Raw genomic sequence first — 23326 nt, 5'->3', positions numbered from 1 at the left:
TACCGCGACCGCCAGTTCTCGACCTTACTCAGGAGCCCGCCATGTCCCTTCCGGATTCCAGTGCTTCCGACTCCCCTGTCACTCCTTCCCCGTCGCAGCTCGAGGCCGGCCATGGCGTCGACCAGAGCCGACGACGCATCCTGCTCGGCGCGCCGGCCCTGGCGGGCGCGCTGGCCGCGCCGATGGCCGACGTGCAGGCCCAGGCGGGCCTGCCCGAGCGCTGGAGCGCGTGCTGGGGCTGCGCGCCGGCCGGCCCGCCGCCGTCCGCCTCGCTGCTGACCTTCACCAACCAGACCTTGCGCCTGATCGTGCGCACCAGCCTCGGCGGCAACCGCATCCGCATCCGGCTGTCGAACGAGATGGGCGATACCGCGTTGCGGCTGACCGGGGCCCACGTCGGCCTGCGCGCCGGCGGCGCCGTCGTCACCGCCGGCACCAGCCGCCAGCTCACCTTCGGCGGGCGCACCGCGGTCACGATTCCAGCCGGCGCGCCGGTGGTGTCCGATCCGGTCTCGCTGCCGGTGGCGCCGCTCACCGACCTCGCGATCAGCCTGTATTTCCCCGGCACGGTGCAGGCGAGCACGATCCATAACGCCGCCTACCAGGCCAGCTATGCCTCGACCACGGGCGACTTCGGCGCCCAGGCCTCGCTCCCGGTCCAGCGCGCCTTCGCCTCCTGGCCCTTCCTCACCGAAGTCGACGTCGACCGCGCGGCGCCGGTGCTGGTGGCGGTGGGCGACTCCGTCACCGACGGCGTGGGCAGCACCTCGAACGGCAACCGGCGCTGGCCCGACTTCCTGGCGCGCCGCATCCAGCTGGAGCTCGGCAGCAATCGCATCGGCGTCGTCAACCGCGGCATCTCGGCCAACCGCATGCTGGCCGATACGCCCACCGCCCTGTTGGCCGGCAAAGACTTGCTGGAGCGTTTCGACCGCGACGTGCTGTCCACCGCCGGCGTAGGCGGGCTGGCGGTGCTGATCGGCATCAACGACATCGTCTACAGCCCGTCGTCGGCGCCGATCCCGGTCGACGACCTGATTGCCGGCTACTTGCAGCTGGTGGCGCGCGCCCACCTGCACGGCATCCCGGTGCTCGGCGCGACCCTGCCGCCCTTCCTCGGCTTCGTCTACTACACCCCGGCGCGCGAGGCGGTGCGGCAGGCGGCCAATGCCTGGATGCGCAGCGCGCTGCCGTTCGACCTGCTGGCCGACGTCGACCTGGCGCTGCGCGATCCGAACGATCCGCAGCGGCTGCGCGCCGCGTACGATAGCGGCGACCGACTGCATCCGAACGACGTCGGGTACGAGGCGCTGGCCGCGGCGGTGCCGCTGGCGGCGCTGTCGTCGCTGATGGGCGCCTAGCGCCCTGCCGCGACGGGGCGCCATGTAACAGGGTGTAATTGCATAAGCACACTGCCAGGGTAGCCCGTATGATGGCAATATCAGGAGGACCGCCATGAAAAATATCGCCATCATTCTCGGGTCACTCGGCCTGCTGGCCGGCTGCGCCGCGCCCGGCCCGACGTATACCTACGCGCAACCGTCCGATCCCAGCCAATGGCGGGTCGTGTCCGTCACCCCGGTGCCGGTCGGCACCGGCGCCCAGGTCGCGGCCTCCGGCCAGGGCGGGGTCGTCACCTCGACGCCGATCGCCACTGCGGCGCCAGGCTCGGGCTGGACGACGACGTCGGTGACGCCGGTCTATCGCACCCAGCAACCGGTGGTCGTGCAGCAACAACCGGTGTGGGTGCAGCAGCAGCCGGTCTATGTGCCGCAGCCGGTGGTCGTCGAGCAGCCGCGCTACTGGTATCCGCCGATCTCGATCGGCCTGGGCTTCGACTTCGGCCGCAGCAGCTGGCATGGTCACCGCCATCGTGGCTGGGGTGCGAGTATCGGGACGCGCTGGCCTTACGGCTGGTAAGCAACAAAGAAGAAACAAAGCCGGCGCATGCCGGCTTTGTCGCCTTTATGCCCGGCTCAATGATCGTTGTTGCCTGGGCAGTCAAACCACGGCAGCGCTGAACGACTCCGGCCGCCGCGCAAGCAGATGAGACAGCCGTTGAAGACCCGCCTGCAAACGTCCACGGTCCTTGATGCTGCCCAGGGAAATGCGGATCGCGTTCACGGCTGCGCCGCCGGTGGCGAATGTTTCCGCCGGCGTGACCGCGATGCCCTCGCTGTCGGCCGCCCGCGCCAGCTGCGAGGAGCTCCAGTACGACGGCAACTCGAGCCAGACGTGCAGGCCGTCACCGAGGCCGCGATCGCGCCCCGCCAGGATATCCCGCGCCATCCGCTGGCGCAGGCGCGCCTCGTTACGCACGCCGTGCATCAATCCCTCGGCCGAACCGTCGAGGATCCACTGGGTCGCCAGCGCGGCGCTCAAGGGGCCGACCATCAGCGCGAATGATCTCAGCGCGGCCAGGAAACGTTCACGTTCGTGCGGATCGCGAATCAGCACGAAAGCGACACGCAAGCCGGGCGTCAGGCATTTCGACAGGGTCGAGACGTAGACCACCTGTTGCGGGGCGAATGTGGCGACAGGCGGTGGCGCAGCGTCGGCCAGGAGCCAGTAGGGATCGTCCTCGAGGATGCGCACATTGCAGCGCTGCGCGATCGCGGCGAGTTCCTTGCGCCGGCGTTCCGGCATGGTGATGGCGGTCGGATTCTGCAGCGTGGGATTGAGGTAGACCAGCCCGGGCCGATGCCGACGGCACGCCTCCTCGAGCATCCCGGGCACCATCCCGTGCCGGTCCGCTTCCACCGCGACGATATGGCGGCCGAACTGGGTCGCCGCGGCGCGCAAGCCGGGATACGTCATCGGCTCCGCCAGGATGACGGCGCCGGGCTCCGTCAGCGCCAGGATGGCGGCGGCGATGGCCGCTTGCGCACCCGGACAGACGACGAGCTGGCCGGGATCCAGCTGCCCAAACATCGGTGCGAGCCATGTCGCGCCGGCCTTGCGGTCGGCGTCGCTGCCCCCGCCCAGGTGATACGTCATCAGCAATTCACTGTCCGCACTCATCAACACCTGGGACAACCCTTGCTTCATCAAATCGTCGAAGTCCACGCCAGCCGGCGGCGGCGGCGTGTTCATGCTCAGGTCGAGGATCGGATTCAGTTCGACTTTCGGCGCCGCGACATACGTGCCCCGGGCGCCCCGACCTTCCAGCAAGTTGCGGCGCCTGGCTTCATCGTAGGCGCGCGTGATCGTCGTCAAATCGACGTGCAACTGCGCTGCCAGCTGGCGCTGCGGCGGTAGACGATCGCCCGGCTTCAGCGATCCATCCACCAGCGCCGCCTGCAAGGCATCGGCAATCTGTAAGAACCGGGGTCCGCCGTGCACGGCCAAGCGCGGCAACCAGCCTGGCGCCTGATCATCTTGTATGGCTTTCAACTGGGACATTTTGTCTCGATGTATGGAGATTGCTTTCAAGTAGTATGCCTCAACATGCTGGCACCTACGCCATACAAATCAACGACCCGAGGCCGCGTTCCTCGATTCAGTGTCAAGTAAATAGCCGGGAAGTACTCAACATCATGGAATGGATCCCTGTCGTCTTCGTCATCTTCAAGGGACTCGTGCTGGGCACGGGCATGTTCTTCGCCATCAAGTGGCATTACGACCAGGGGAAGAAAGGGAAGATCGAGGAGAGGCGCGCGGTGCTGCGCGCGGCGGCCAAGGTAGCCGCCATCTTCGTGCTGTCGCTGCTGGGGCTGGCACTTCTCACCTACGTCATTGTCACCAGGCTCAGTCTGGACCTGGGCCTGTCATGACGACGAGGGCGAGCGCCGGGAGCGGCTCGCTGCCCTCCCGGTGTTCTGTCGCCTACTGAGCATCAATGCCCGTGCTGGCGCTCGTACTCGTCCGCTTCGGCCTTGGTGGCGTGGATGATGCCATCCGGGTGCTCCGGCGGGGTGTACAGGGTGTACAGACGCATCGGCTCGGTCTTCGAGGTATTGATGACGTTGTGCTCGGTGCCGGCCGGAATCACCACGGCGACGCCGTCTTCCAGCTTGTGCTCTTCGCCGTCCAGCAGCGCCACACCCTCGCCCGCTTCGACGCGGATGAACTGGTCGTGGCCATCGTGGTGCTCGAGGCCGATCTCCTCGCCCGGCTGCAGCGTCATGATGACCAGCTGGCTGCGCTTGGTGGTGTACAGCACTTCGCGGAAGTTGTTTCCTGCAAGCGTTTTTTCTTCAATATTGATGCTATAGCCCGACATGGGATTCTCCAGGATGCTGCGCGCAGGAACAAAACCGCGCGCGGTGGTTCACGGGCGGCCGATGCCGCTCTGTCATCGATTGTATAAGAGCCGGACGGTTCGCGTACAGGCCAGGCCCGCAGCGCACCCATTCCGCGTCAGCCTGCGCCAAACAGGTCATGGGCATCGAGGATCGCCCAGGCGATCTCGGGCCGCTCGGCCAGGCGCCGCCGCACCGCCGCCGGCACCGACTGGCGCAGCTTCTTGCACAGGCCCGGACGCTCCTCGAGCACGATCAGGATGCCGCGCACGGTGCGCACCTCGTTGGGGCCGGGCGCGATGCGCAGCTCGCTGCCGACGTTCTTGCGGATCAGGTTTTGCACGTGCCGCAGGTCGGCATAGCTGTCGACGCGTTCGATGCGCTCGATCAGCTTTTGCTCTTGCTGGCGCGTGATCAGGAGGGGACGCTGGTCGGCCGCCGGGTCGGCCAGCACCCGTTCGCGCTCGCACACGCAGGCGCCCGGCGGGCATTCGACCCGCAGGGGCATGCCGGCGGTCAACGCCGGAGAATGGGATGAGGCTGCGGCAGAGGTAGTCACGCTCACGGATGGAAGTCGGATTCCTCCGGCGATTCTACATCGGCAAAGTCGTCCAGGGGGCCTTCGCTGCGCTGGCCGAGCGCCGCCAGCAGCGCCGCCATGCGCTGGTAGTGCGAACCCTTCCAGTAGACCCGCAGGCAGTTGTCGCAGGTGGTGAAGCTGTCGTGCAGCGCGCGCACCGACGCCGGCAGGCGATCGAGCACGCTCGCCTTGTCGACCGCGCGCAGCGGCAGGTTGCAGTGCAGGCAGAGCGAGAACGGGCGCGCGCCGCCGGCCAGGTCGAGCCGCCCGAACAGCTCGCGCAGCTGCTGCGGCGGATCGAGGGCGTGGATATAGCAGCCGTGCACGATCGAGCGCCGCTTGAGCAGCTCGCGATCGCGCGTCAGGACGATGCGGTCGTCGTTTTCGGCCAGGTCCGCGACGTCGTCGTCGTGGTAATGGTTGTCATACAGCGTGTCGTAGCCGGCCATGCGCAGCAGGCGCGCCAGGCCGCCCAGGTGCGCGTCGGCGACGAAGCGCATGCGCTCGCGCGCGCGCTCGCGCAGCCGCTCCGGCCCCACGCCGCCATGCGGGCCGACTTCCAGCAGCGCGAAGCGCGCATACACGGCAACGTGGTCGCCATCTTCCAGCATCCGGTCGAAACCGCTTTCGGCCCCATTGACCAGCACCATCTCGACCTCGGTATGCGGCACGCCGAGCGCCTCGATCATGTGCTTGGTGGTCGACCGGCGCGCGCAATCGGCGGCGAAGGTGCGGCCGCGCCGCTCGCGCGGCAGGAATTCGCTAAGTTCCTGATAGAAACGAAAAGTCGCGGTCACCATGATGCCAGCAGTATCGCAAAATCCTAATTTACCTGCACGACCTATCCGTGCATCAATTCCAACGCATTCGGGACGGACGCGCCTTCCGCCGTATTATCGAAGATGCACCATACCTTGCGCCCCTGGGAAACCAGCGCATCGAATTCGGCGCGCCAGCGTGCGATCTCTTGTTGCGGATAGCGCGAGTAATAGATGCGCGGCGTGCCGTGCAGGCGCACGTAGACCTCGCTGTCGCTGGTGGGCTCGTGCGGTCCCGGCTGGCCGGCGGCCGGATCGGCGATCACGCGGATCACGCCGCACTCGCGCAGCAAGTCCGTGGCCGGCTGCGAGAACCAGCTCGCATGGCGCGCCTCGAAGGCGATGCTGCAGGCAAAGCGCGCGCGCAGGCCATCGAAGAAGGCATGCGCCGGCGCGTCGGTGAAGCCGAAGCGCGGCGGCAGCTGCACCAGCAGGCAGCCGAGCTTGTCGCCCAGCATGCCGGCCTCACGCTGGAAGCGGTCGAGCTGCTCGTCGACCTCGAGCAGGCGCGCCTCGTGCGTCATGGCGCGCGGCACCTTGACGGCGAAGCGAAAGTCGTCCGGGACGCTCGCGGCCCAGCGGGCATAGGTTTCCGGCTTGTGCGGCTTGTAGAACGAGGAATTGATTTCCACCGTGGGGAAAACGGCGGCATACCGTTCCAGGTGGCTTCCCTCGACGGGAAAAGCGTCGGCGCAAGCCTTGGGCAGGCTCCAGCCGGCGCAGCCGACGAGCAGGCGCCCGGGCGATTCGGTTTGAGGCATGGGACTATCGTGGTCGTGTCGTTTCCCCGATTCTATGCAAGTCGGGCCGGGCGCGGCGCATGGCTGGGGCGGCGACGGGATTGCGCGGCGCCGCTTACAATACCGTCATCGCACACCGAAGGAGAACACCCATGAGCGACCCGCTCCACGTCGTCTGCCCGCACTGCGATGCGGTCAACCGCATGCCGCAGGCGCGCCTGCAGGACGCCCCTACTTGCGGCAAATGTTCGCAAGCCATCTTCAGCGGCCGTCCGCTGGACGTCGACAGCGCCCGCTTCGAGCGCCACGTGGGCCGCAACGACATCCCGGTGCTGGTCGACTTCTGGGCCGAATGGTGCGGCCCGTGCAAGATGATGGCGCCGGCGTATGCCCAGGCCGCCCAGCGCCTGGAGCCACAGGTGCGCCTGCTGAAGGTCGATACCGAGCGCTCGCAGGACCTGTCCGCACGCTTCGCGATCCGCAGCATCCCGACGCTCGCGCTGTTCAAGGGCGGACGCGAGATCGCGCGCCAGTCGGGCGCCATGGATGCGGGGCGGCTCGCGGCCTGGGTCCAGCAACATGTAGGCTGAATCCTTCGTGATTCCGGCCGGCATGACCCGGGCCTGCGCGATCGACGCTGCTACAATGGCAACGAACGGGGCCGATCCCGTCCTTATGAGGAGCCATTATGTCGCAAGAACTGGTTTTGGAACGAGGCGTCGAGGACAACAAGCAGTGGGCGCGCATCCTGTACGTCATCCATGCGCTGACGTTCTTCTTTTCGCTCGGGATGCTGTCGATCGTCCCGGTGATCATCAACTACATCAAGCGCCCGGAAACCGCGGGGACGATGGTCCACAGCCATCACACCTGGATGATCCGCTCGTTCTGGTGGTACGTGGCCTGGATGGCGGTCGGCGGCGTGCTGTTCATGACCGTGATCGGCATTCCGATCGCCTACCTGCTGTGGTTCGTGGTCTGGGTATGGAAGGCCTACCGCCTGGTGCGCGGCTTCCTCGACCTGAACAGTAACCGGGCAATGCCGGTTTAAAAACGAATGGGGCCGACCAGGCCCCATTTCCAGTTTACAGCTGGCCGAACGCCCGTTCCAGATCGGCGATCAGGTCGCCTGGCTCTTCCAGGCCAACATTGAAGCGCACCAGCACGCCGGGATCGACCCACTTGTCGCGCAGGCTCTTGATCCGGTACGGCATCACCAGGCTGTTCGGTCCGCCCCAACTGTAGCCGATGCCAAACAGCGTCAAGGCGTCGACCATGCGGTCGACCTGGGCCTCATCAAAGCGCGGATCGAACACGACCGAGAACAGTCCGCCGGCGCCCGTGAAATCGCGCTTCCAGGACGCGTGACCAGGGCAATCCTCGAACGCCGGATGCAGCACCTTGCTCACTTCGGGGCGCGCCTTGAACCAGGCCGCCAACTCGCGCGCGCTGGCGTCGTGGCGCTCGAAGCGCAGCTTCATCGTCGGCAGGCCGCGCTGCACCAGGTAGGCGTCGTCCGGGCTCACGCCCATGCCGAGCCGCATATGCGCCTGGGCGATGCGGTCGTTCAGCGCCCTGTCACGCGTGATCACGGCGCCCATCAAGAGGTCCGCGCCGCCCGACTGGTACTTGGTCAGCGCATGCATGACGATGTCGACGCCGTGGTCGAAGCCGCGCAGCGCCAGCCCGGCCGCCCAGGTGTTGTCCAGCGCGACGACCACGCCGCGCGCATGGGCCGCCTGGCACAGGGCCGGCAGGTCCGGCACTTCCATCGACACCGATCCCGGCGCCTCGGTCCACAGCAACTTCGTGTTCGGCCGGATCAGCTCCGCGATGCCGGCCCCGATCATGGGGTCGTAGTAGCGCGCCGACACGCCGAAGTCCTGGGTCAGCCAGCGTCCCAGCTCGCGGTTCGGGTTGTAGACGTTATCCGGCAGCAGGACGTCGTCGCCGCTCTTGAGCAAGGCGAAGTCGACCATCGCGATCGCCGCCAGGCCCGAGGGCGTCAGCAAGCAATGCGCGCCGCCTTCGATCTCGGCCAGCTTGGCCTCGAGCGTAAACGTGGTCGGCGTGCCGTGCAGGCCATAGGTATACGCCTGCTTGTCGCGCCACTCGGTCGAGCGCATCGCCGCGGTGTTCGGAAACAGCACCGTCGACGCGCGGTGGATGCCGGGCGGGAAGGCATCGAAGCCGCTCGGCGCGACGTAGTCGCTATGGATCAGGGTGGTCTGGATCGACTTCTCGTTCATAGGACTCGCGCGCCGGGGTTGTGATGAATGCTTCAGAGCGGGTTGGCCCACAGGTCGTGGGCATCGGCGCGGGTCACGACCACGTCGGCGAACTGGCCGACCGCCAGCTTCTGCTTGCCCGGCACCAGCGGACGCTTGATGTGGACCACGCCGTCGATTTCCGGCGCATCTGCGGCCGAGCGACCGATCGCTTCGCGCGGGCCGACTTCGTCGACCAGCACGCGCAAGGTCTTGCCGACCTTCGCCTGCAGGCGCTTGGCCGAGATTTCCTCTTGCAGCAGCATCACGCGCGCGCGGCGCTCCTCGCGCACTTCTTCGGGCACCGGATTGGCCAGCTCGTTGGCGGTCGCGCCTTCGACCGGCGAATAGGCGAAGCAGCCCAGGCGGTCGATCTGCGCTTCCTTCAGGAAGTCCAGCAGGTATTCGAACTCGGCCTCGGTCTCGCCCGGGAAGCCGGCAATAAAGGTCGAGCGGATCGTCAGGTCCGGGTTCATCTTGCGCCAGTTGAGGATGCGCTCGAGGTTCTTCTCGCCGCTGGCCGGGCGCTTCATGCGCTTCAACACATCGGGATGCGCATGCTGCATCGGGATGTCGAGGTAAGGCAGCACATGGCCGTCGCCCATGAACGGGATCGCCTGGTCGACGTGCGGGTAAGGATAGACGTAGTGCAGGCGCACCCACGCATCGTACTGGCGCGCCAGCTGGCCCAGCGCTTCGACCAGCTGCGTCATGTGGGTCTTGATCGGACGGCCGTTCCAGAAGCCGGTGCGGAACTTGACGTCGACGCCGTAGGCGGACGTGTCCTGCGAGATCACCAGCAGTTCCTTGACGCCGGCCTTGAACAGGTTCTCAGCCTCGAGCAGCACCTCGTCGATGCGGCGCGACACCAGGTCGCCGCGCATCGACGGGATGATGCAGAAGCTGCAGCGGTGGTTGCAGCCTTCGGAAATCTTCAGGTAGGCGTAGTGCTTGGGCGTGAGCTTGACGCCGTGGTCCGGCACCAGGTCGATGAACGGGTCGTGCGGTTTCGGCAGGTGCAGGTGCACCGATTCCATCACCTCGGTCACGGCGTGCGGGCCGGTCACGGCCAGCACCTTCGGGTGCACCTTGGTGATGATGTCGTCGCCCGCGGCATCCTTCTTGGCGCCCAGGCAGCCGGTGACGATCACCTTGCCATTCTCGGCCAGCGCCTCGCCGATCGCGTCGAGCGACTCCTGCACCGCGGCGTCGATGAAGCCGCAGGTGTTGACGATCACCAGGTCGGCGCCGTCGTACGACTTGGCGGTCTGGTAGCCTTCGGCGCGCAGCTGGGTCAGGATCTGCTCGGAATCGACCAGCGCCTTCGGGCAGCCGAGCGAGACGAAGCCGACCTTCGGCGCAGTCACACCCGCGGCTGGCGTCGGGATGACGATGGCTGGGGCTTTCGCGGCGGCCGCGATGCTGCTGGAGTTGGCAGAAGGATTACGACGGAGTTCAGGCATGGGCGGACAACAAATGATTTGGGCAATCCGCGATTGTACCTGAACCCGGGGGCCCGGTGGGAGCGCCGGGCCGCTGTGTTGCAGCGCTGTGCGACGCGCTTATTTCTTGTCGGTCGGATTGGTCGGCATGCCCGGGAACGGGAAAGCGCCGAACATTGCCTTGCTCTGGTTCTGCATCTGCTCCTGCATCTGCAGGAACAGGTTCTTGCTCTGGTCGATGTAGTTGTTCATCATGCCCTGCATCATCGGGCCCTGGACGTTCATGAACTGGGTCCACATCTCGGGGCTGAACGGCTTGCCTTCGAGCGCGCCGGCGGCGTTGCTGGTGAACTTGTTCTGGATGTCGGTGAAGGCTTGCACGTTCTTTTCCAGGTAAGAACCCATCATGCCCTGCATCGCGTGGCCGTAATAGCGGATGATCTGGGCCAGGACCGAGCTCGAGAACATCGGGACGCCGTTGGCTTCCTCTTCGAGGATGATCTGCAGCAGGATGCTACGGGTCAGGTCTTCATTGCTCTTGGCATCGACCACGGTGAACTCGTCGGCGTCGAGCACGAGCTGTTTGACGTCGGACAGCGTAATGTATGAACTGGTCTGCGTGTCGTACAGGCGACGGTTCGGGTATTTCTTGATCAGGCGTTCCGTACTTTTCTTCACACTGCTCATCTCTCGTTCCATAGGTTGCGCCGCGGCTTCGTGAGCCTCGTACTTAGAATTGTGTGCGCCGGCATGGCCGGTTCGTCTCCTGCCCCCCCCGCTGCCAGGTCGGCAGTAAACGGACAGCAGACACCATACCATGCAATTGACGCAGGTGCAGCAATTACCAGTTTATTCACTGTATTAGCTTTTCTGTCAACAAACCACTCCCGCCGTCAATCGGCACGCGCCTTGACGTAGCGGCCGGGCGCCGGTTCCAGCGCCGTGTATTGCGCATTGCCGGGCGTCTCTGGCGCCGGCACCTCGGCGCCGCCGTGTTGCGCCAGGAATTTTGCCCACTCCGGCCACCAGCTCCCCTTGTGCTCGACCGCGCCGTCGAACCAGGCGGCATCGTCCCTGGGTCGCGACTTTCCGCCGGCTTTTCCGCCCGCTTTGCCAACCTCGTCGTTGACCCAGTAGCTGCGCTTGTTCTTCGCCGCCGGATTGATGACGCCGGCGATATGGCCCGACGCGCCCAGCACGAAACGGTTCGCCTTCGGCTTCTTCGGATTGAGCAGCCCCATCGAGGCATACGCCGCCTGCCATGGCACGATATGGTCTTCCTTCGAGCCGTACATGAACACCGGCGCATCGATCTTGCCGAGGTCGACCGGCACGCCGCACACCGTCAATGCGCCCGGATTCTTGAGCTTGTTTTCCAGGTAGGTGTTGCGCAGGTACCAGCAGAACATCGGCCCCGGCAGGTTGGTGCTGTCGGCATTCCAGTACAGCAGGTCGAAGGCCAGCGGTTCCTTGCCCTTCAAATAGTTTTGCTGCACATAGTTCCATACCAGGTCGTTTGGACGCAGGGCCGAGAACGTTGTCGCCAGGTCGCGTCCCGGCATCAGGCCGCCGCCGCCCAGGGTCTGTTCGCGCAGCGCCACCTGGGCCTCGTCGACGAACACTTCGAGCACGCCGGTATCGGAAAAATCGAGCAAGGTCGTGAGCAGCGTCAGGCTGGCGGCCGGCTGGCGGCCGCGCGCGGCCAGCACCGCCAGCGCGGTGGCGGCGATCGTGCCGCCGACGCAGAAGCCGAACACATGGGCCTTTTCTTGCCCGGTGATGTCGCCCACCACGTCCAGCGCGCGGATCGCGCCGGTTTCGACGTAATCGTCCCAGCGCAGGTTCGCCTGGCTGCGGTCCGGATTACGCCAGGACACCATGAACACGGTATTGCCCTGCTCCACCGCGTAGCGCACCAGCGAATTCTCGGGCTGCAGGTCGAGGATGTAGAACTTGTTGATGCACGGCGGGATCATCAGCAGCGGCACGCTGCGCACGGTCGGCGTGCCAGGGGTGTACTGGATCAGCTGGAACAGCTCGTTCTCGAACACCACCTGGCCTGGCGTGTTGCCGACGTTGCGGCCGACCTCGAAGGCGGATTCGTCCGATTGCGAGATGCGGCCCTTCTGCAGGTCGGCCAGCATATTCGCCATGCCCTTGGTCAGGCTCTCGCCCTTGGTGTCGATCATCTTCTTCTGCGCTTCCGGATTCGTCGCGAAGAAATTGGCGGGCGACATGGCGTCGACCATTTGCTGGACCGCGAACCGGATCTTCTGGCGCTCGCGTGGGCCGGCCTCGACCGCGTCGGCCAGCGCCAGCATGAACTCGGAATTGAGCAGATAGGAGGCGGCCGAGAATGCCGACAGCGGATGCGCCGTCCATTCGGAAGCCGAGAAGCGCCTGTCATGCAGCTCGGGCGTCTTGCCCGACACAAAATCTTGCCACAGCTGGGCGCCCTTTTTGAGATAGTCGTCGCGGATCGATTCGAGCTTGAGCGGGTCGATGCCGGCGCCGACGTCTTTCAGGAAACCGGTTAGCGGATTGGCCGAGGCCGGCGGCGGCGTCATGGGCGCCATCTTCATCCAGCCCTCCCAGGCCTTGGGATCGGTGAATTGGGACAGCCAGGTTGCGGCGACAGCTTGCGGGTCAGGCATGTTCATGTGGGCATCCGTTGTTAGAATCTCGTCTCTTCAACCAAAAAAACAGAACATCATGTGGATCGTCGCCATCGCCTGGATATATGTTGTCGTGCTCATGGCGGCGACCGAACCGACGGTGGTCGGCGGGATCATGACCTTCGTTTTTTATTGCGCAGTGCCATTATCCATTCTTTTTTATCTCACTGGCGCAAAGCGGCGTCGGCAGCGTAGCCGAACGGCGGCGCAGGGCCCGCGCAAACCGGGGGAGAACGGTGGAACCGGGGATGCCGCCGCCCCATCGGATGCGGATGGTGACGGCGACTGAGCAGTATCGGCCAGGATGCCGATCTGTCACTTGATCCAGATCAAACTGGCCTGACGGCCGGTGACGCCGTCGCGGCGGTAGGAATAGAAGCGCTCGGGCGCGCTGGCGGTGCACAAGCCGCCGCCATGGACGCGTTCGACGCCGTCGCGCGCCAGCATCAGGCGCGCCAGGGTGAACATATCGGCCAGGTATTTACCCGGACGGTCAGGATAGTCACGGAAGCAGGCGCGCGTGGCCTCCCCCGGGATCGCCGCCACGAAGGCGTCCACCACGTCCTGCCCCACCTCGAAGGCGTCGGGACCGATGGCCGGACCCATCCAGGCGGTGATTTCGCCGGCGCCGGCCGCGCGCATGGCGCTCACGGTCGCGCCCAGCACGCCGCCGGCCAGGCCGCGCCAGCCGGCGTGGGCCGCGCCCACCACCTTGCCATCGAGGTCGGCGAACAGCACCGGCAGGCAGTCGGCGGTCAGGATCGCGCACACGATGCCCGGCGCCGTCGCCGTGCTGGCGTCGCCGGTACACACCGGCCGCTCCGGCCCCACCTTCACGGCATCGACCACGTCGGCGCCATGCACCTGGGCGATCCAGGCCGGACGACCAGGCAGCCAGGCTTGCAGGCGCTCGCGGTTGGCGCGCACGGCGTCCGGGTCGTCGTTCACGTGCAGGCCCAGGTTCAGGCCACCGCCGCCCTTGCCGTCGTCATACGGCGCGGCGCTGATGCCGCCATCGCGACTGGTGGCCAGCGCCCCGATCGAGGCCGGCAGGTCGGGCCAGTCCGGCCATACCAGGTCGGCGGCGCCAAGCGCTCGATGCGTCATACGCGGTAGGTGACGACGCCGTCGTCGTCATCCTCGTCGTCGATCTCGTTCTTGACGTCGCCGTCCTGCGGCTCCTCGATGCCCGCCTGGGCGATCAGCGCGGCGAAGTCGTCGGCCAGCGGCACCGTCCATTCGCATTGCTCGCCGGTGCCCGGATGCACCAGGCCGAGGCGGCGCGCCTGCAGCGCCTGGCGGTGGAAGACCGGCGTCAGGTGGCGCTTGCCATAGACGGCGTCGCCCACCAGCGCGAAGCCCAGCGACTGCATATGGACGCGGATCTGGTGGGTGCGGCCGGTCTCGAGGCGGCAGCGCACCAGCGACACCGGACGACGATCGAGCTCGCCGGTGACGACGCGCTCGTAATGGGTGATCGCCGGCTTGGCGAACGGGCTGTTCGAGACCGCCATCTTGACGCGGTCCTTGGCGTCGCGCCCCATCGGGCTGTCGATGGTGCCCGAGGCGCGCGGCGTGCCCCAGACCAGCGCGAAGTATTCGCGCTTGACGGTGCGCGCCTGCAGCTGGCGCACCAGGTCGGTCTGGGCGGCCAGGGTCTTGCCGACCACCATCAAGCCGCTGGTATCCTTGTCCAGGCGGTGCACGATGCCGGCGCGCGGCACGCCCACCAGTTGCGGGCAGTGATGCAGCAGGCCGTTGAGCAAGGTGCCGCTCCAGTTGCCCGAGCCGGGATGCACGACCAGGCCGGCCGGCTTGTTGATGACGATGATGTCGTCGTCCTCGTGGACGATGTTCAGGTCCATCGGCTCCGGCGCGAACGCCGTGTCCTCGGGCGCGGCCTGCGGTTCGACGACGATCGTCTCGTCGCCATAGGCCGTGTCCTTGCCGCGCGCCGGCTTGCCGTCAACCGTGATGTGGCCGCTTTCGAACCATTGCTGCAGGCGGCTGCGCGAGAACTGGGGCACGAGGCCGGCCACCACCTTGTCGAGGCGCTGGCCGCAGTGTTCCTCTTGCAGCGCCAGCGTGATCGGCGACAGGTCGATGCCGGGCGCGGGGGCGAACCCGGCCTCCAGTTCATCGTCAAAGTCAGGGTCAATAGGTAAATCCGCCGAATCCGGCGCAGGAGTTAATATCACGTCAGTCCCATCGGCTATAATCAGCCGTTCGTTGAATCTAGGTAAAACTTCTCTGCAAAAAGCTATGCAAAAAAAATTGTCTGTGTTGGTCGCAACTTGCGCCCTCGTCGGCCTCTCGGCATGCAGTGTTCTGCCGAAGCCTGCCGACGAATCCAAAAACTGGTCGGCGGAGAAATTATACGCTGAGGCGCGCGATGAGATGGCCGGCGGGCACTACGAAGCCGCAATTCCGCTGTTCCAGCGGCTCGAAACCAACTTCCCGTTTGGCGTCTATGCAACGCAGGCGCAGATGGAGATCGCCTACGCCCACTACAAAGCGGGCGACCAGGCCGAGGCGCTGGCCGCGGTCGAGCGTTTCATCAAGCTGCACCCGAACCATGCCCAGGTCGACTATATGTATTACCTGCGCGGCCTGGTCAACTTCAACGACCAGCTCGGCTTCTTCAGCTTCGTCTACGAACAAGACCCGACCGAACGCGATCCGCGCGCGACGCGCGAAGCCTTCGCCGCCTTCAAGGCCCTGGTCGACAAGTTCCCGAACAGCAAATATGCGCAAGACTCGATCGAGCGCATGAGCTACCTGATCAACGCGATGGCGCAGTACGAAGTGCACGTCGCCAATTACTACTATCGCCGCGGCGCCTACCTGGCGGCGCTCAACCGCGCCCAGGATGCGGTGACCAACTACAGCGACGCGCCGGCGCGCGAAGAAGCGCTGTTCATCATGATGCGCAGCTACGACAAGCTCGGCATGCCGCTGCTGCGCGACGATACCCAGCGCGTGTTCCTGCTCAACTATCCGAACAGCTACTTCATCAATCCGAACGCGCGCGGCGAGGCGCCATGGTGGAAGTTCTGGGCCAAGAGCGGGCCGAAGCCATCGCCGAAGGACGCGGTCGAATAAGATCACAGCGCCGGCGCCGTCCAGCGCCGGCGGTCCTTTCGGCCCGGGCCTCGCTCAGGCGTCGATCCGGCGGCGGAACACCCACGCGCGCTCCTTCGAAGCGCCCGGCTCATAGGCATAGCCGTCGACGTCGAATTCCTTGAGCTGCTCCGGATCGGTGATGCCGCGATCGGCCGCATAGCGCGCCATCATGCCGCGGGCGCGCTTGGCGAAGAACGAAATGATCTTGTACTGGCCGTTCTTCCAGTCCTGGAACACCGGCTCGATCACCGGCGCATCGAGCAGCTTCGGCTTGACCGACTTGAAGTACTCGGTCGAGGCCAGGTTGACCAGCGCCGTGGACCGGGTCTCGGCCAGCTGGCGGTTCAGCGCCCGGGTGATGGTCTCGCCCCAGAACGCATACAGATCCTTGCCACGCGCGTTGGCCAGCTTGGTGCCCATCTCGAGGCGGTAAGGATGCATCTGGTCCAGCGGCCGCAGCAGGCCGTACAGGCCCGACAGGATGCGCACATGGCGCTGCACGTACTTGAGCCCTTGCGCGTCCAGGCTCGGGGCGTCGAAGCCGGTGTACACGTCGCCGTTGAACGACATGATGGCCGGGCGCGCCTCGGCATGGTCGGGCTGCCAGTGGGCGTAGCGGCCGACGTTCAGCACCGAGAGGGCATCCGACAGGTCCATCAGCTCGCTGATCCGGGCCGGCGAATAATCGCGCAGCACCTCGATCAGTTCCGCGGCCTGCGGGATGAAGTCGGGAGTGGTATGTTGCTTGGTGGTCAGGGGCGATTCGAGATCGAGCGACTTGGCGGGGGACAGGACAATCAGCATGAACGAACAAAAATTTTCCGCAAATAAACAAGCTACATGATAACCGCTCCAGCAGAATCCATCGTCATCGACACCAACGTCTTGCTCGACCTGTTCGTGTTCCACGATCCGCGCTGGGCCGAGCTGCTGGCGGCCATCGAGACGAAGCAGGTCGACGCGATCACGCGCGCCGAATGCCGCGATGAATACCTCGCCGTGCTGCGCTACCCGCATCTGCCGCTGGACGAGGCCGGCCGCGAACGGGCCGCGGCCCGCTTCGACGCCCTGCTGCGCCTGGTCGCGCCGGAAGCGAAGCCGATCCGCCTGCCGGTGTGCACCGACCGCGACGACCAGAAATTCATGGAACTGGCGCGCGACGCCGGCGCTGCGGTCCTGATCAGCAAGGACAAGGCCTTGCTCAAGCTGGGCCGCAAGACGGCGCAGGCCGGCCTGTTTCGCATCATGCTGCCCGAGGCCTGGCTCAAGGCCAGAGCCGAAGGCAAGCTAGAATAAGCTATCCAACATCATCATCACCACCCGCCTACGCCCATGAGCCTCCCTCCCCTGGTCTCCCGCCTGCCCCAAGTGGGCACCACCGTGTTCACCCAGATGTCGCAACTGGCGCTCGAGCATGACGCCGTCAACCTCGGCCAGGGCTTCCCCGACTTCGCCTGCGACCCGAAGCTGGTCGAACTGGTGGCCGAGGCGATGCGCGCCGGCCATAACCAGTACGCGCCCATGACCGGCATGCCGGTGCTGCGCCAGGCGATCGCCGCCAAGATCGAGGCGACCTACGGCCACCGCTACGACGCCAACACCGAGATCACCGTCACGGTCGGCGCCAGCCAGGCCATCCACACGGCGATCCTCGCGGTCGTGCATCCGGGCGACGAGGTGATCGTCATCGAGCCGGCCTACGACTGCTATGCGCCGGCAATCGCACTGGCCGGCGGCGTGGTGGCGCCGGTGGCGATGCGCTTCGACGAGGCCGGATTCAGCGTGCCGTGGGATGAGGTAGCCGCCGCGGTCACGCCGCGCACGCGCATGATCGTGGTGAACACGCCGCACAACCCGACCGGGACCATCCTGCGCCAGGCCGACCTCGATGCGTTGGCGGCGATCGTCGACGGCACTTCCATCCTGGTGCTGTCCGACGAGGTCTACGAGCACATGGTGTACGACGGCGAGCCGCATGCGTCGGTATCGCGTGACCCAAGGCTGGCCGAACGCGCCTTCGTGGTGTCGAGCTTCGGCAAGGCCTTCCACGTCACCGGCTGGAAGATCGGCCATGTGGCGGCGCCAGCGGCATTGATGACCGAGTTCCGCAAGGTCCACCAGTACAACGTATTCTGCGTCACGGCGCCGATGCAGCACGCGATCGCGGCCTACCTGCAAGACCCGGCGCCGTGGCGCGACCTGCCCGCCTTCTACCAGGCCAAGCGCGACCTGTTCCGCGCCGGCCTGGCCGGCTCGCGCTTTACCCTGCTGCCGTCGGATGGGACGTATTTCCAGTGCGTGCGCTATGACGCCGTGTCCGACCTGTCCGAGGCGGATTTCGCGCGCTGGCTGACCACCGAGATCAAGGTGGCGGCGATTCCGGTGTCGGCCTTCTACGGCCAGCCGAAGGAATCGCGGGTGGTGCGTTTCTGCTTCGCGAAGAAGGACGCGACGCTGCAACTGGCGCTGGAGCGCCTCGGCCGCCTGTAGGACTCAGTAGCCGCGCTGCGGCTTGGTGGCCATCGCCACGATCGCGGCGCCGGCGGCCACGACCAGCGCGTCCTCGATCAAGCCGCTCCTGGTCTGGCCGATGCGCGCCATCGCCTGCTTGCGCCCGGCCAGGGTCAGGTAGGCCAACGGCACGGCGGTGGCCACCGCGGCCGCGGCGCCCGCCTTTTCCCTGCCTTTCGGCGCCAAGGCCGCGCCGGCGATCCCCGCGCTCATCACGCGCGCCAGCAGGCCGAGAAAGACGGTGCGGTCGGGCGCGCTCTTCATCTTGTCGCCGAGCAGCTCGCCGACGCCCATCGCCAGCGCGCCATACTTGAAGGTCGGGCGGTCCAGCAGGAACAGGTCGCCCGAGGTGCCGCGGCCGGCCAGGCGCGCGGTGGCGATGGTGGCCATGGGCGTCATCGAGCGCGCGCTGGCGACGGCGCCGATCAGGATCGAAGAAAGCAGGTTGCGGATAGACATGTAAGGGCTCCTGTGGTTGGTGGCGGCCCGCATCCACGTGCGAGCCGGACCAGCTCAGGCTACCAAAGCGCGCGATATATTGACGCACGGCTCAGCCGTGACGCCGGCGCCCCTGCCTAGTCGGTCAGCGAACCCACCGACAGGGGCGACGTGTCGGCGCGTTCCAGGCGCTTCACCAGCAACTGGTCGATCCGGTAGTGGTCGACGTCGACCACCTCGAAGCGCATGCCCTCATGCTCGACGCTGTCGGTCGGCTTGGGCACCTTGCGCAGCATGTACATCATGAAGCCGGCCGCCGTTTCGTAGCGTTCTTCCTCGGGCAGCGACTGCAGGTCGAGCACCCGCTTCATGTCGGCCACCGGCGTGCTGCCGTCGATCAGCCACGAGCCGTCGTCGCGCTGCAAGGTCTGCTGGTCGGCTTCGAGCGGGCTGCCCCAGCGGCCCATGACGGTGACCATGATGTCGCTCAGCGTGATCACGCCGACCACGAAGGCGTATTCGTTGATGACGATGGCGAAGGTTTCCTTGCTCGACCTGAAGCGGTCGAGCATCTCGGACAGGGTCAGCGTGTCCGGGATGATCAGGGCCGTGCGGATGGTCAGTTCGCTCAGCTGGAACCTGGTCTGCTTGCTCAGCAGGCGCACCAGGATGTCGCGCGTGTCGACATAGCCGACCACGCGGTCGATCACGCCGTCGCACACCGGGAACTTCGACAGCGAGTGATTGGCGATCTTCTGGCGGATGCTTTCCTCGGGCTCGGTCAGGTCGAAGAACACGACGTTCTCGCGCGTCGTCATGGTCGAGGTGACCGTGCGCGATTCGAGCTCGAACACGTTCTCGATGAAGTGCTGCTCCTGCTTCTGCAACACACCGGCCTGGGCGCCGGCTTCGACGACGGCCGAGATCTCGTCGAAGGTGATGCGGTCTTCGCGCGTCATGTCGACCCCGAACAGGCGGAACAGCATATTGGCGATCTTGTTCAGCGCCCAGGAAAATGGCCGGAACAGGCGGATCACGAACAGCACCGGGCGGATCACGGCCATCGCCGTGGCCTCGGGGGCGATCATCGCCAGGCGCTTGGGCATCAGGTCCGAGAACAGCACGAACAGGGTCGTGACGAACACGAAAGAGAGCGCGAAGGCCACGTTGTCGCGGCCCGGGCCGCTGTAGAACAGCGACAGCCAGTCGAGGAAGAACGGCCGCAGGGCGCCCTCGCCCAGGATGCCGCCGAGGATGGCGATGGCGTTCAGGCCAAGTTGCGACGCGGCGAAAAAGTCGGCCGACTGGGCCTGCAGCGACATCACCTTCTGGGCCCGCTCGTCGCCGGCCTCGGCCAGCAGTTTCAGCTTGATCTTGCGTGCGCCGGCGAGCGCGATCTCGGTCAACGACAGGAAGCCGGCCGCCAGCACCAGCAGCGCCAGGACAGCCAAATGTTCGAACAGATTCATGGGACACCCGGGGTTTATTATTTGGGTCGCTTTGACCGGGGGAATACGCGCCGCCTCGTCCGCCATGCGCGGATCAAGGCGTGCCGGTCGCGTCCGCAACCAGCAATCATGTCACTTTAGCACATGGCTGCCCTCTTGACCGCTCTTGCCCGGCGGGCGGGCCGCCGCCGCAGCTCAGCCCCCGGCCCGTTTCGGCGCGTGACCCAGCCTGGTCAACGTATCCATCACCAGCTCGCAATGGTCGCCCTGGACTTCGATCACGCCATCCTTGACGGTGCCGCCCGAACCGCAGGCCGTGCGCAGCTGCTTGCCCAGCAGCGCCAGCGCAACCGGATCGAGCGCCACGCCCTTGACCAGCGTGACCGTCTTGCCGCCCCGCCCTTTCGACTGGCGCGAGACGCGCACCACGCCGTCCCCGACCACACGCGCCGCGGCCGAGCAGGCGCAGGCGGCGACCGGCTGCCGGCAGTCGGGGCACATGCGCCCGCTCTCGGTGGAATAGACCAGGCCACCGCTCGAACTACGTTTCATCTTCACCACTTCTGGTCTTTGCTTCCCCGACTTTCACGCCGCGGCGGGCCAGGCTCTCGCGCAGCAGGAACTCGATCTGCGCGTTCACGCTGCGCAGGTCGCGCGCCGCGAGACGCTGCAGTTCCTCCCACAGGGCTGGATCGATCCGCAGGGGGAACGCTTTTTTGCCGGGACTTGCCATGCCGTTTCGCTGCTAGTTGTACAGGGTGCCGGTATTCACGATCGGCTGGGTTTCCTTGTCCGAGCACAGCACGACGAGCAGATTGCTGACCATCGCCGCCTTGCGCTCGTCGTCGAGCTCGACGATGCCGCGCTCGGACAGGCCTTTCAGGGCCGTCTCCACCATGCTCACGGCGCCATGCACGATTTTAGCGCGGGCGCTGATGATGGCTTCGGCCTGCTGGCGGCGCAGCATGACCTGCGCGATCTCGGCGGCATAGGCCAGGTGCGTCAGCTTGGCGTCGAGCACCTCGACGCCGGCCGCCTCGAAGCGCGCCTGCAGCTCGCCCTTGAGCGTATCGGCCACCACGTCCATGCCGGCGCGCAAGGTGGTCTCGCCCGGGGCCAGGTCTTCGCCTTCGTCGTAGGCATACTGCGACGCCAGGTGGCGCAGCGCTGCTTCGGCCTGGATCGACACATAGCGCTCGAAGTCGTCCACCTCGAACACGGCCTGGGCGGTGTCGCGCACGCGCCAGACCACCGCCGCGCTGATCTCGACCGGGTTGCCGCGCTTGTCGTTGACCTTGAGCGTCGGCGCATTGAAGTTGCGGGCGCGCAGCGACAGGCGGCGCTTGACGTAGAACGGGAAGGCCCAGCGCAACCCTTCGCTGCGGTCGGTGCCGATGTACTTGCCGAACAGGGTCAGGATCGCGCTCTCGTTCGGCTGCAGCATGTAGAGGCCGCTCAGGAGCAACAGGCCCCCGATGCCGACCACCACGCTGGCGAGCAGGAACCACAAGCCGTCCGACGACTCGGCCATCCTCTTGAAGAGATAGGCGGACAACAGCAGCAGGACGATCCCGGCGCAGGCCGCCAGATAGCCATTTGCCGACGAAAACGCCGATTCACGGCGCGTATGTGCTGCGTGCATGCTTGTCTCCTCGTGTAAATAACATCAAAGTGATATCACTTTAGGATCACGGCGAGTTCTTGTCAAGCAACTTTATGACATTTATTGCAAGCGTACGGCGACGTCGAACAGCCAGGTGCGCCGGATCTCGACCACGTCGTACTGCCGCGCCAGCGCCGGCGGGAACGGACCGTATGGCGCCTGGCTCGCGATGATCCTGCGGATGCCGTCGTCGATCGCCGGCACCCCGCTCGACGTCTCGAACGTGACCTTCTCCACCGAACCGTCGGCGCGTACCGCCACCGTCACGACCGGCTGCGTATGCGGCTGCTTCACCGCTTCGCGCACCATGTCCAGCGTCCGGTTCAATTCGATCTTGCGGCCCATGGCTTGCGCATACAGGACCAGGTCCTGGTTGGGGTCGGCGCGTCCGAACAGCCAGCCACGGCGCAGGCCGCTGACCGTGGGTGGCGGCACACCCGGCGCACTGCCCGCACGGTCGCGCCCGGCGGCTTCGCGTGAGAGCTGTTCGGCGATCGCGCGCAGCCGTTCGGCGCGTGGCGCCAGTTGCGCGGGAGGGCCCCGATCGCCCGGCCCCTGTTGCGCCGCCGCCTGGCTGGCCTGGGCCTGGGCCTCGCTTGCACGTTCCTGTTCGCGCTGCGCTTGGTCAAGCCTCGCTTGTTCCTGCCTCGCTTGTTCCTGCCTAGCTTGTTCCTGCCGCGCCTGCTCTTGCTGGATTGCTTCCTGGCGCGCGGCCTCGCGCTGCGCCGCCGCCTCCTGTTCCGCCTTCTGCGCCTGCTGCAAGGCTTCGAGACGCTCGGCTTCGAGACGCGCCTCTTCCCGCCGACGCGCTGCGATCCGTTCGGCCTCCACGCGCGCGCTCGCCTCGCGTTCGGCCTGCTCACGCGCGAGCGCGATCAGCTCGACCTCGCGCGCCTGCTCCGCGGCGTCGCGATCGGGTTCGGGTTCGGGTTCGGGTTCGGGTTCGGGTTCGGGATCGGCTGCCACCCTTGCAATGGCGTCGCTGCGGGATGGCGCTGGGGCGGGGGGCTCGGCTGCCGGCGGCGGGACCGGCGCGCTTGCTGGCAGCGCAGCCGCCGCCGGCTTGCGTGGAACAGGGGCGGATGGTGTCGGAGGCGCCGGGATCGGCGCTGGCGCGGCAGCGGGCGCCGCGGGCGCCAGCACGATCTGCAGATCGCGCGCCGCCAGCCGCCGCTCTTCCCACGGGAAGCGCAGGCCGGACAGCCCGAAGACTTCCCCTTCCATGGGAATGCCCAATAACAGCACATGAAGCAGCACGGACAGCGCTAACGCCATGCGCATGCGCCATGGCGCCGCTGGAGGGACGAACTGCGTCGATGTGGCCACGTGAGTTTGCAAATAAATGCCAGGGATGAAACGAACCCGGCGATGCTATCACAA

27 protein-coding genes are annotated in these 23326 nt (G+C 66.3%); 9 read left to right on the top strand and 18 right to left on the bottom strand.

Translation table 11 applies throughout. From position 1 onward, the window contains the following. Positions 1-41: 41 nt before the first annotated feature. Both KY496_RS03275 and KY496_RS03270 read left to right on the top strand, forming a co-directional pair. The gene (locus KY496_RS03275; protein WP_005670203.1) at positions 42-1361 is read left to right on the top strand and encodes an SGNH/GDSL hydrolase family protein; all 1320 of its coding nucleotides are present in this window, start codon (positions 42-44) and stop codon (positions 1359-1361) included. Between the two features lie 94 nt (positions 1362-1455). Next, a complete protein-coding gene (locus KY496_RS03270; protein WP_071363084.1) occupies positions 1456-1920 on the top strand; it encodes a hypothetical protein in 465 nt (154 codons plus the stop codon). A gap of 81 nt (positions 1921-2001) precedes the next feature. Here KY496_RS03270 and KY496_RS03265 read toward each other — a convergent pair whose 3' ends face one another. After that, positions 2002-3402 (bottom strand): PLP-dependent aminotransferase family protein, encoded by a 1401-nt coding sequence (locus tag KY496_RS03265; protein ID WP_219863853.1) that lies wholly within the window; start codon positions 3400-3402, stop codon positions 2002-2004. Between the two features lie 134 nt (positions 3403-3536). Between KY496_RS03265 and KY496_RS03260 the strand changes: the two genes are divergently transcribed. Continuing rightward, complete coding sequence (locus tag KY496_RS03260) at positions 3537-3773, top strand: hypothetical protein (protein WP_005670196.1); 237 nt, start codon at positions 3537-3539, stop codon at positions 3771-3773. Between the two features lie 62 nt (positions 3774-3835). On the opposite strand, the gene KY496_RS03255 is transcribed toward KY496_RS03260, so the two are convergent. The 4 genes from KY496_RS03255 to KY496_RS03240 form a co-directional block, all read right to left on the bottom strand. Continuing rightward, the gene (locus KY496_RS03255) at positions 3836-4222 is read right to left on the bottom strand and encodes a cupin domain-containing protein (protein WP_005670194.1); all 387 of its coding nucleotides are present in this window, start codon (positions 4220-4222) and stop codon (positions 3836-3838) included. A 137-nt stretch (positions 4223-4359) separates the two neighbouring features. Beyond that, on the bottom strand, positions 4360-4749 hold the full coding sequence (locus tag KY496_RS03250) for a hypothetical protein (protein ID WP_071363920.1): 390 nt from the start codon (positions 4747-4749) through the stop codon (positions 4360-4362). A 53-nt stretch (positions 4750-4802) separates the two neighbouring features. Next, entirely contained in the window at positions 4803-5621 is an 819-nt protein-coding gene (locus KY496_RS03245) for a Mut7-C RNAse domain-containing protein (protein ID WP_219863851.1), read from the bottom strand. A gap of 41 nt (positions 5622-5662) precedes the next feature. Next, complete coding sequence (locus KY496_RS03240; RefSeq protein WP_219863848.1) at positions 5663-6400, bottom strand: DUF72 domain-containing protein; 738 nt, start codon at positions 6398-6400, stop codon at positions 5663-5665. A 131-nt stretch (positions 6401-6531) separates the two neighbouring features. Here KY496_RS03240 and trxC point away from each other — a divergent pair, with 131 nt between their 5' ends. Both trxC and KY496_RS03230 read left to right on the top strand, forming a co-directional pair. Beyond that, positions 6532-6969: a thioredoxin TrxC gene (gene trxC, locus KY496_RS03235; RefSeq protein WP_005670187.1), complete on the top strand. Its 438-nt coding sequence runs from the start codon at positions 6532-6534 to the stop codon at positions 6967-6969. A 98-nt stretch (positions 6970-7067) separates the two neighbouring features. Beyond that, a complete protein-coding gene (locus KY496_RS03230) occupies positions 7068-7430 on the top strand; it encodes a hypothetical protein (protein ID WP_005670185.1) in 363 nt (120 codons plus the stop codon). Positions 7431-7464: 34 nt separating this feature from the next. On the opposite strand, the gene KY496_RS03225 is transcribed toward KY496_RS03230, so the two are convergent. The 4 genes from KY496_RS03225 to phaC all read right to left on the bottom strand — a co-directional run bounded on the left by KY496_RS03225 (position 7465) and on the right by phaC (position 12748). Beyond that, complete coding sequence (locus KY496_RS03225) at positions 7465-8628, bottom strand: cystathionine beta-lyase (RefSeq protein WP_219863847.1); 1164 nt, start codon at positions 8626-8628, stop codon at positions 7465-7467. A gap of 32 nt (positions 8629-8660) precedes the next feature. After that, on the bottom strand, positions 8661-10109 hold the full coding sequence (gene rimO / locus KY496_RS03220; RefSeq protein WP_221434644.1) for a 30S ribosomal protein S12 methylthiotransferase RimO: 1449 nt from the start codon (positions 10107-10109) through the stop codon (positions 8661-8663). A gap of 99 nt (positions 10110-10208) precedes the next feature. Further along, on the bottom strand, positions 10209-10775 hold the full coding sequence (phaR, locus tag KY496_RS03215) for a polyhydroxyalkanoate synthesis repressor PhaR (protein ID WP_005670179.1): 567 nt from the start codon (positions 10773-10775) through the stop codon (positions 10209-10211). A gap of 206 nt (positions 10776-10981) precedes the next feature. Then, on the bottom strand, positions 10982-12748 hold the full coding sequence (gene phaC / locus KY496_RS03210) for a class I poly(R)-hydroxyalkanoic acid synthase (RefSeq protein WP_219863845.1): 1767 nt from the start codon (positions 12746-12748) through the stop codon (positions 10982-10984). On the opposite strand from phaC, the gene KY496_RS03205 reads away from it, so the two are divergent. Beyond that, positions 12747-13052, top strand: coding sequence for a hypothetical protein (locus tag KY496_RS03205; RefSeq protein ID WP_085986727.1), 306 nt, complete (start codon positions 12747-12749; stop codon positions 13050-13052). The genes phaC and KY496_RS03205 overlap by 2 nt on opposite strands. Positions 13053-13078: 26 nt before the next feature. Here the strand turns inward: KY496_RS03205 and pgeF are convergent, their stop codons facing one another. Together pgeF and KY496_RS03195 are read right to left on the bottom strand one after the other, a co-directional pair. Next, positions 13079-13870, bottom strand: coding sequence for a peptidoglycan editing factor PgeF (pgeF, locus tag KY496_RS03200; RefSeq protein WP_005670175.1), 792 nt, complete (start codon positions 13868-13870; stop codon positions 13079-13081). Then, positions 13867-14961: an RluA family pseudouridine synthase gene (locus tag KY496_RS03195; RefSeq protein WP_005670173.1), complete on the bottom strand. Its 1095-nt coding sequence runs from the start codon at positions 14959-14961 to the stop codon at positions 13867-13869. Before KY496_RS03195 ends, pgeF begins: the two co-directional genes overlap by 4 nt. Positions 14962-15025: 64 nt before the next feature. On the opposite strand from KY496_RS03195, the gene KY496_RS03190 reads away from it, so the two are divergent. Continuing rightward, positions 15026-15865 carry an outer membrane protein assembly factor BamD gene (locus KY496_RS03190; RefSeq protein WP_005670171.1) on the top strand — a complete coding sequence of 280 codons (840 nt, stop codon included), beginning with the start codon at positions 15026-15028 and terminating at the stop codon, positions 15863-15865. 54 nt (positions 15866-15919) lie between these two features. Here KY496_RS03190 and yaaA read toward each other — a convergent pair whose 3' ends face one another. Then, complete coding sequence (gene yaaA / locus KY496_RS03185; RefSeq protein ID WP_005670169.1) at positions 15920-16690, bottom strand: peroxide stress protein YaaA; 771 nt, start codon at positions 16688-16690, stop codon at positions 15920-15922. 36 nt (positions 16691-16726) lie between these two features. On the opposite strand from yaaA, the gene KY496_RS03180 reads away from it, so the two are divergent. Next, positions 16727-17182: a putative toxin-antitoxin system toxin component, PIN family gene (locus KY496_RS03180; protein ID WP_005670167.1), complete on the top strand. Its 456-nt coding sequence runs from the start codon at positions 16727-16729 to the stop codon at positions 17180-17182. Between the two features lie 36 nt (positions 17183-17218). Further along, complete coding sequence (locus tag KY496_RS03175) at positions 17219-18376, top strand: pyridoxal phosphate-dependent aminotransferase (protein ID WP_219863843.1); 1158 nt, start codon at positions 17219-17221, stop codon at positions 18374-18376. 3 nt (positions 18377-18379) lie between these two features. Here the strand turns inward: KY496_RS03175 and KY496_RS03170 are convergent, their stop codons facing one another. The 6 genes from KY496_RS03170 to KY496_RS03145 form a co-directional block, all read right to left on the bottom strand. Beyond that, positions 18380-18856, bottom strand: coding sequence for a hypothetical protein (locus KY496_RS03170; protein ID WP_184237574.1), 477 nt, complete (start codon positions 18854-18856; stop codon positions 18380-18382). Positions 18857-18972: 116 nt separating this feature from the next. Beyond that, positions 18973-20304 (bottom strand): hemolysin family protein, encoded by a 1332-nt coding sequence (locus KY496_RS03165; protein WP_005670160.1) that lies wholly within the window; start codon positions 20302-20304, stop codon positions 18973-18975. A 174-nt stretch (positions 20305-20478) separates the two neighbouring features. Further along, positions 20479-20835: a translation initiation factor Sui1 gene (locus KY496_RS03160; RefSeq protein WP_005670158.1), complete on the bottom strand. Its 357-nt coding sequence runs from the start codon at positions 20833-20835 to the stop codon at positions 20479-20481. Continuing rightward, positions 20825-21016, bottom strand: a complete 192-nt coding sequence (locus KY496_RS03155) for a hypothetical protein (RefSeq protein ID WP_005670157.1) — start codon at positions 21014-21016, stop codon at positions 20825-20827. Before KY496_RS03155 ends, KY496_RS03160 begins: the two co-directional genes overlap by 11 nt. A 12-nt stretch (positions 21017-21028) precedes the next feature. Beyond that, positions 21029-21925 (bottom strand): SPFH domain-containing protein, encoded by an 897-nt coding sequence (locus KY496_RS03150; RefSeq protein ID WP_005670155.1) that lies wholly within the window; start codon positions 21923-21925, stop codon positions 21029-21031. 81 nt (positions 21926-22006) lie between these two features. Continuing rightward, on the bottom strand, positions 22007-23284 hold the full coding sequence (locus KY496_RS03145; RefSeq protein WP_157225696.1) for a TonB C-terminal domain-containing protein: 1278 nt from the start codon (positions 23282-23284) through the stop codon (positions 22007-22009). Positions 23285-23326: the final 42 nt, after the last annotated feature.

Source organism: Massilia sp. NP310 (assembly GCF_019443485.1).
GTDB classification, from domain to species: domain Bacteria; phylum Pseudomonadota; class Gammaproteobacteria; order Burkholderiales; family Burkholderiaceae_D; genus Telluria; species Telluria timonae.
Note: the sequence above shows the minus strand (reverse complement) of the source record. Positions and strands in the feature narration are given on the sequence as shown.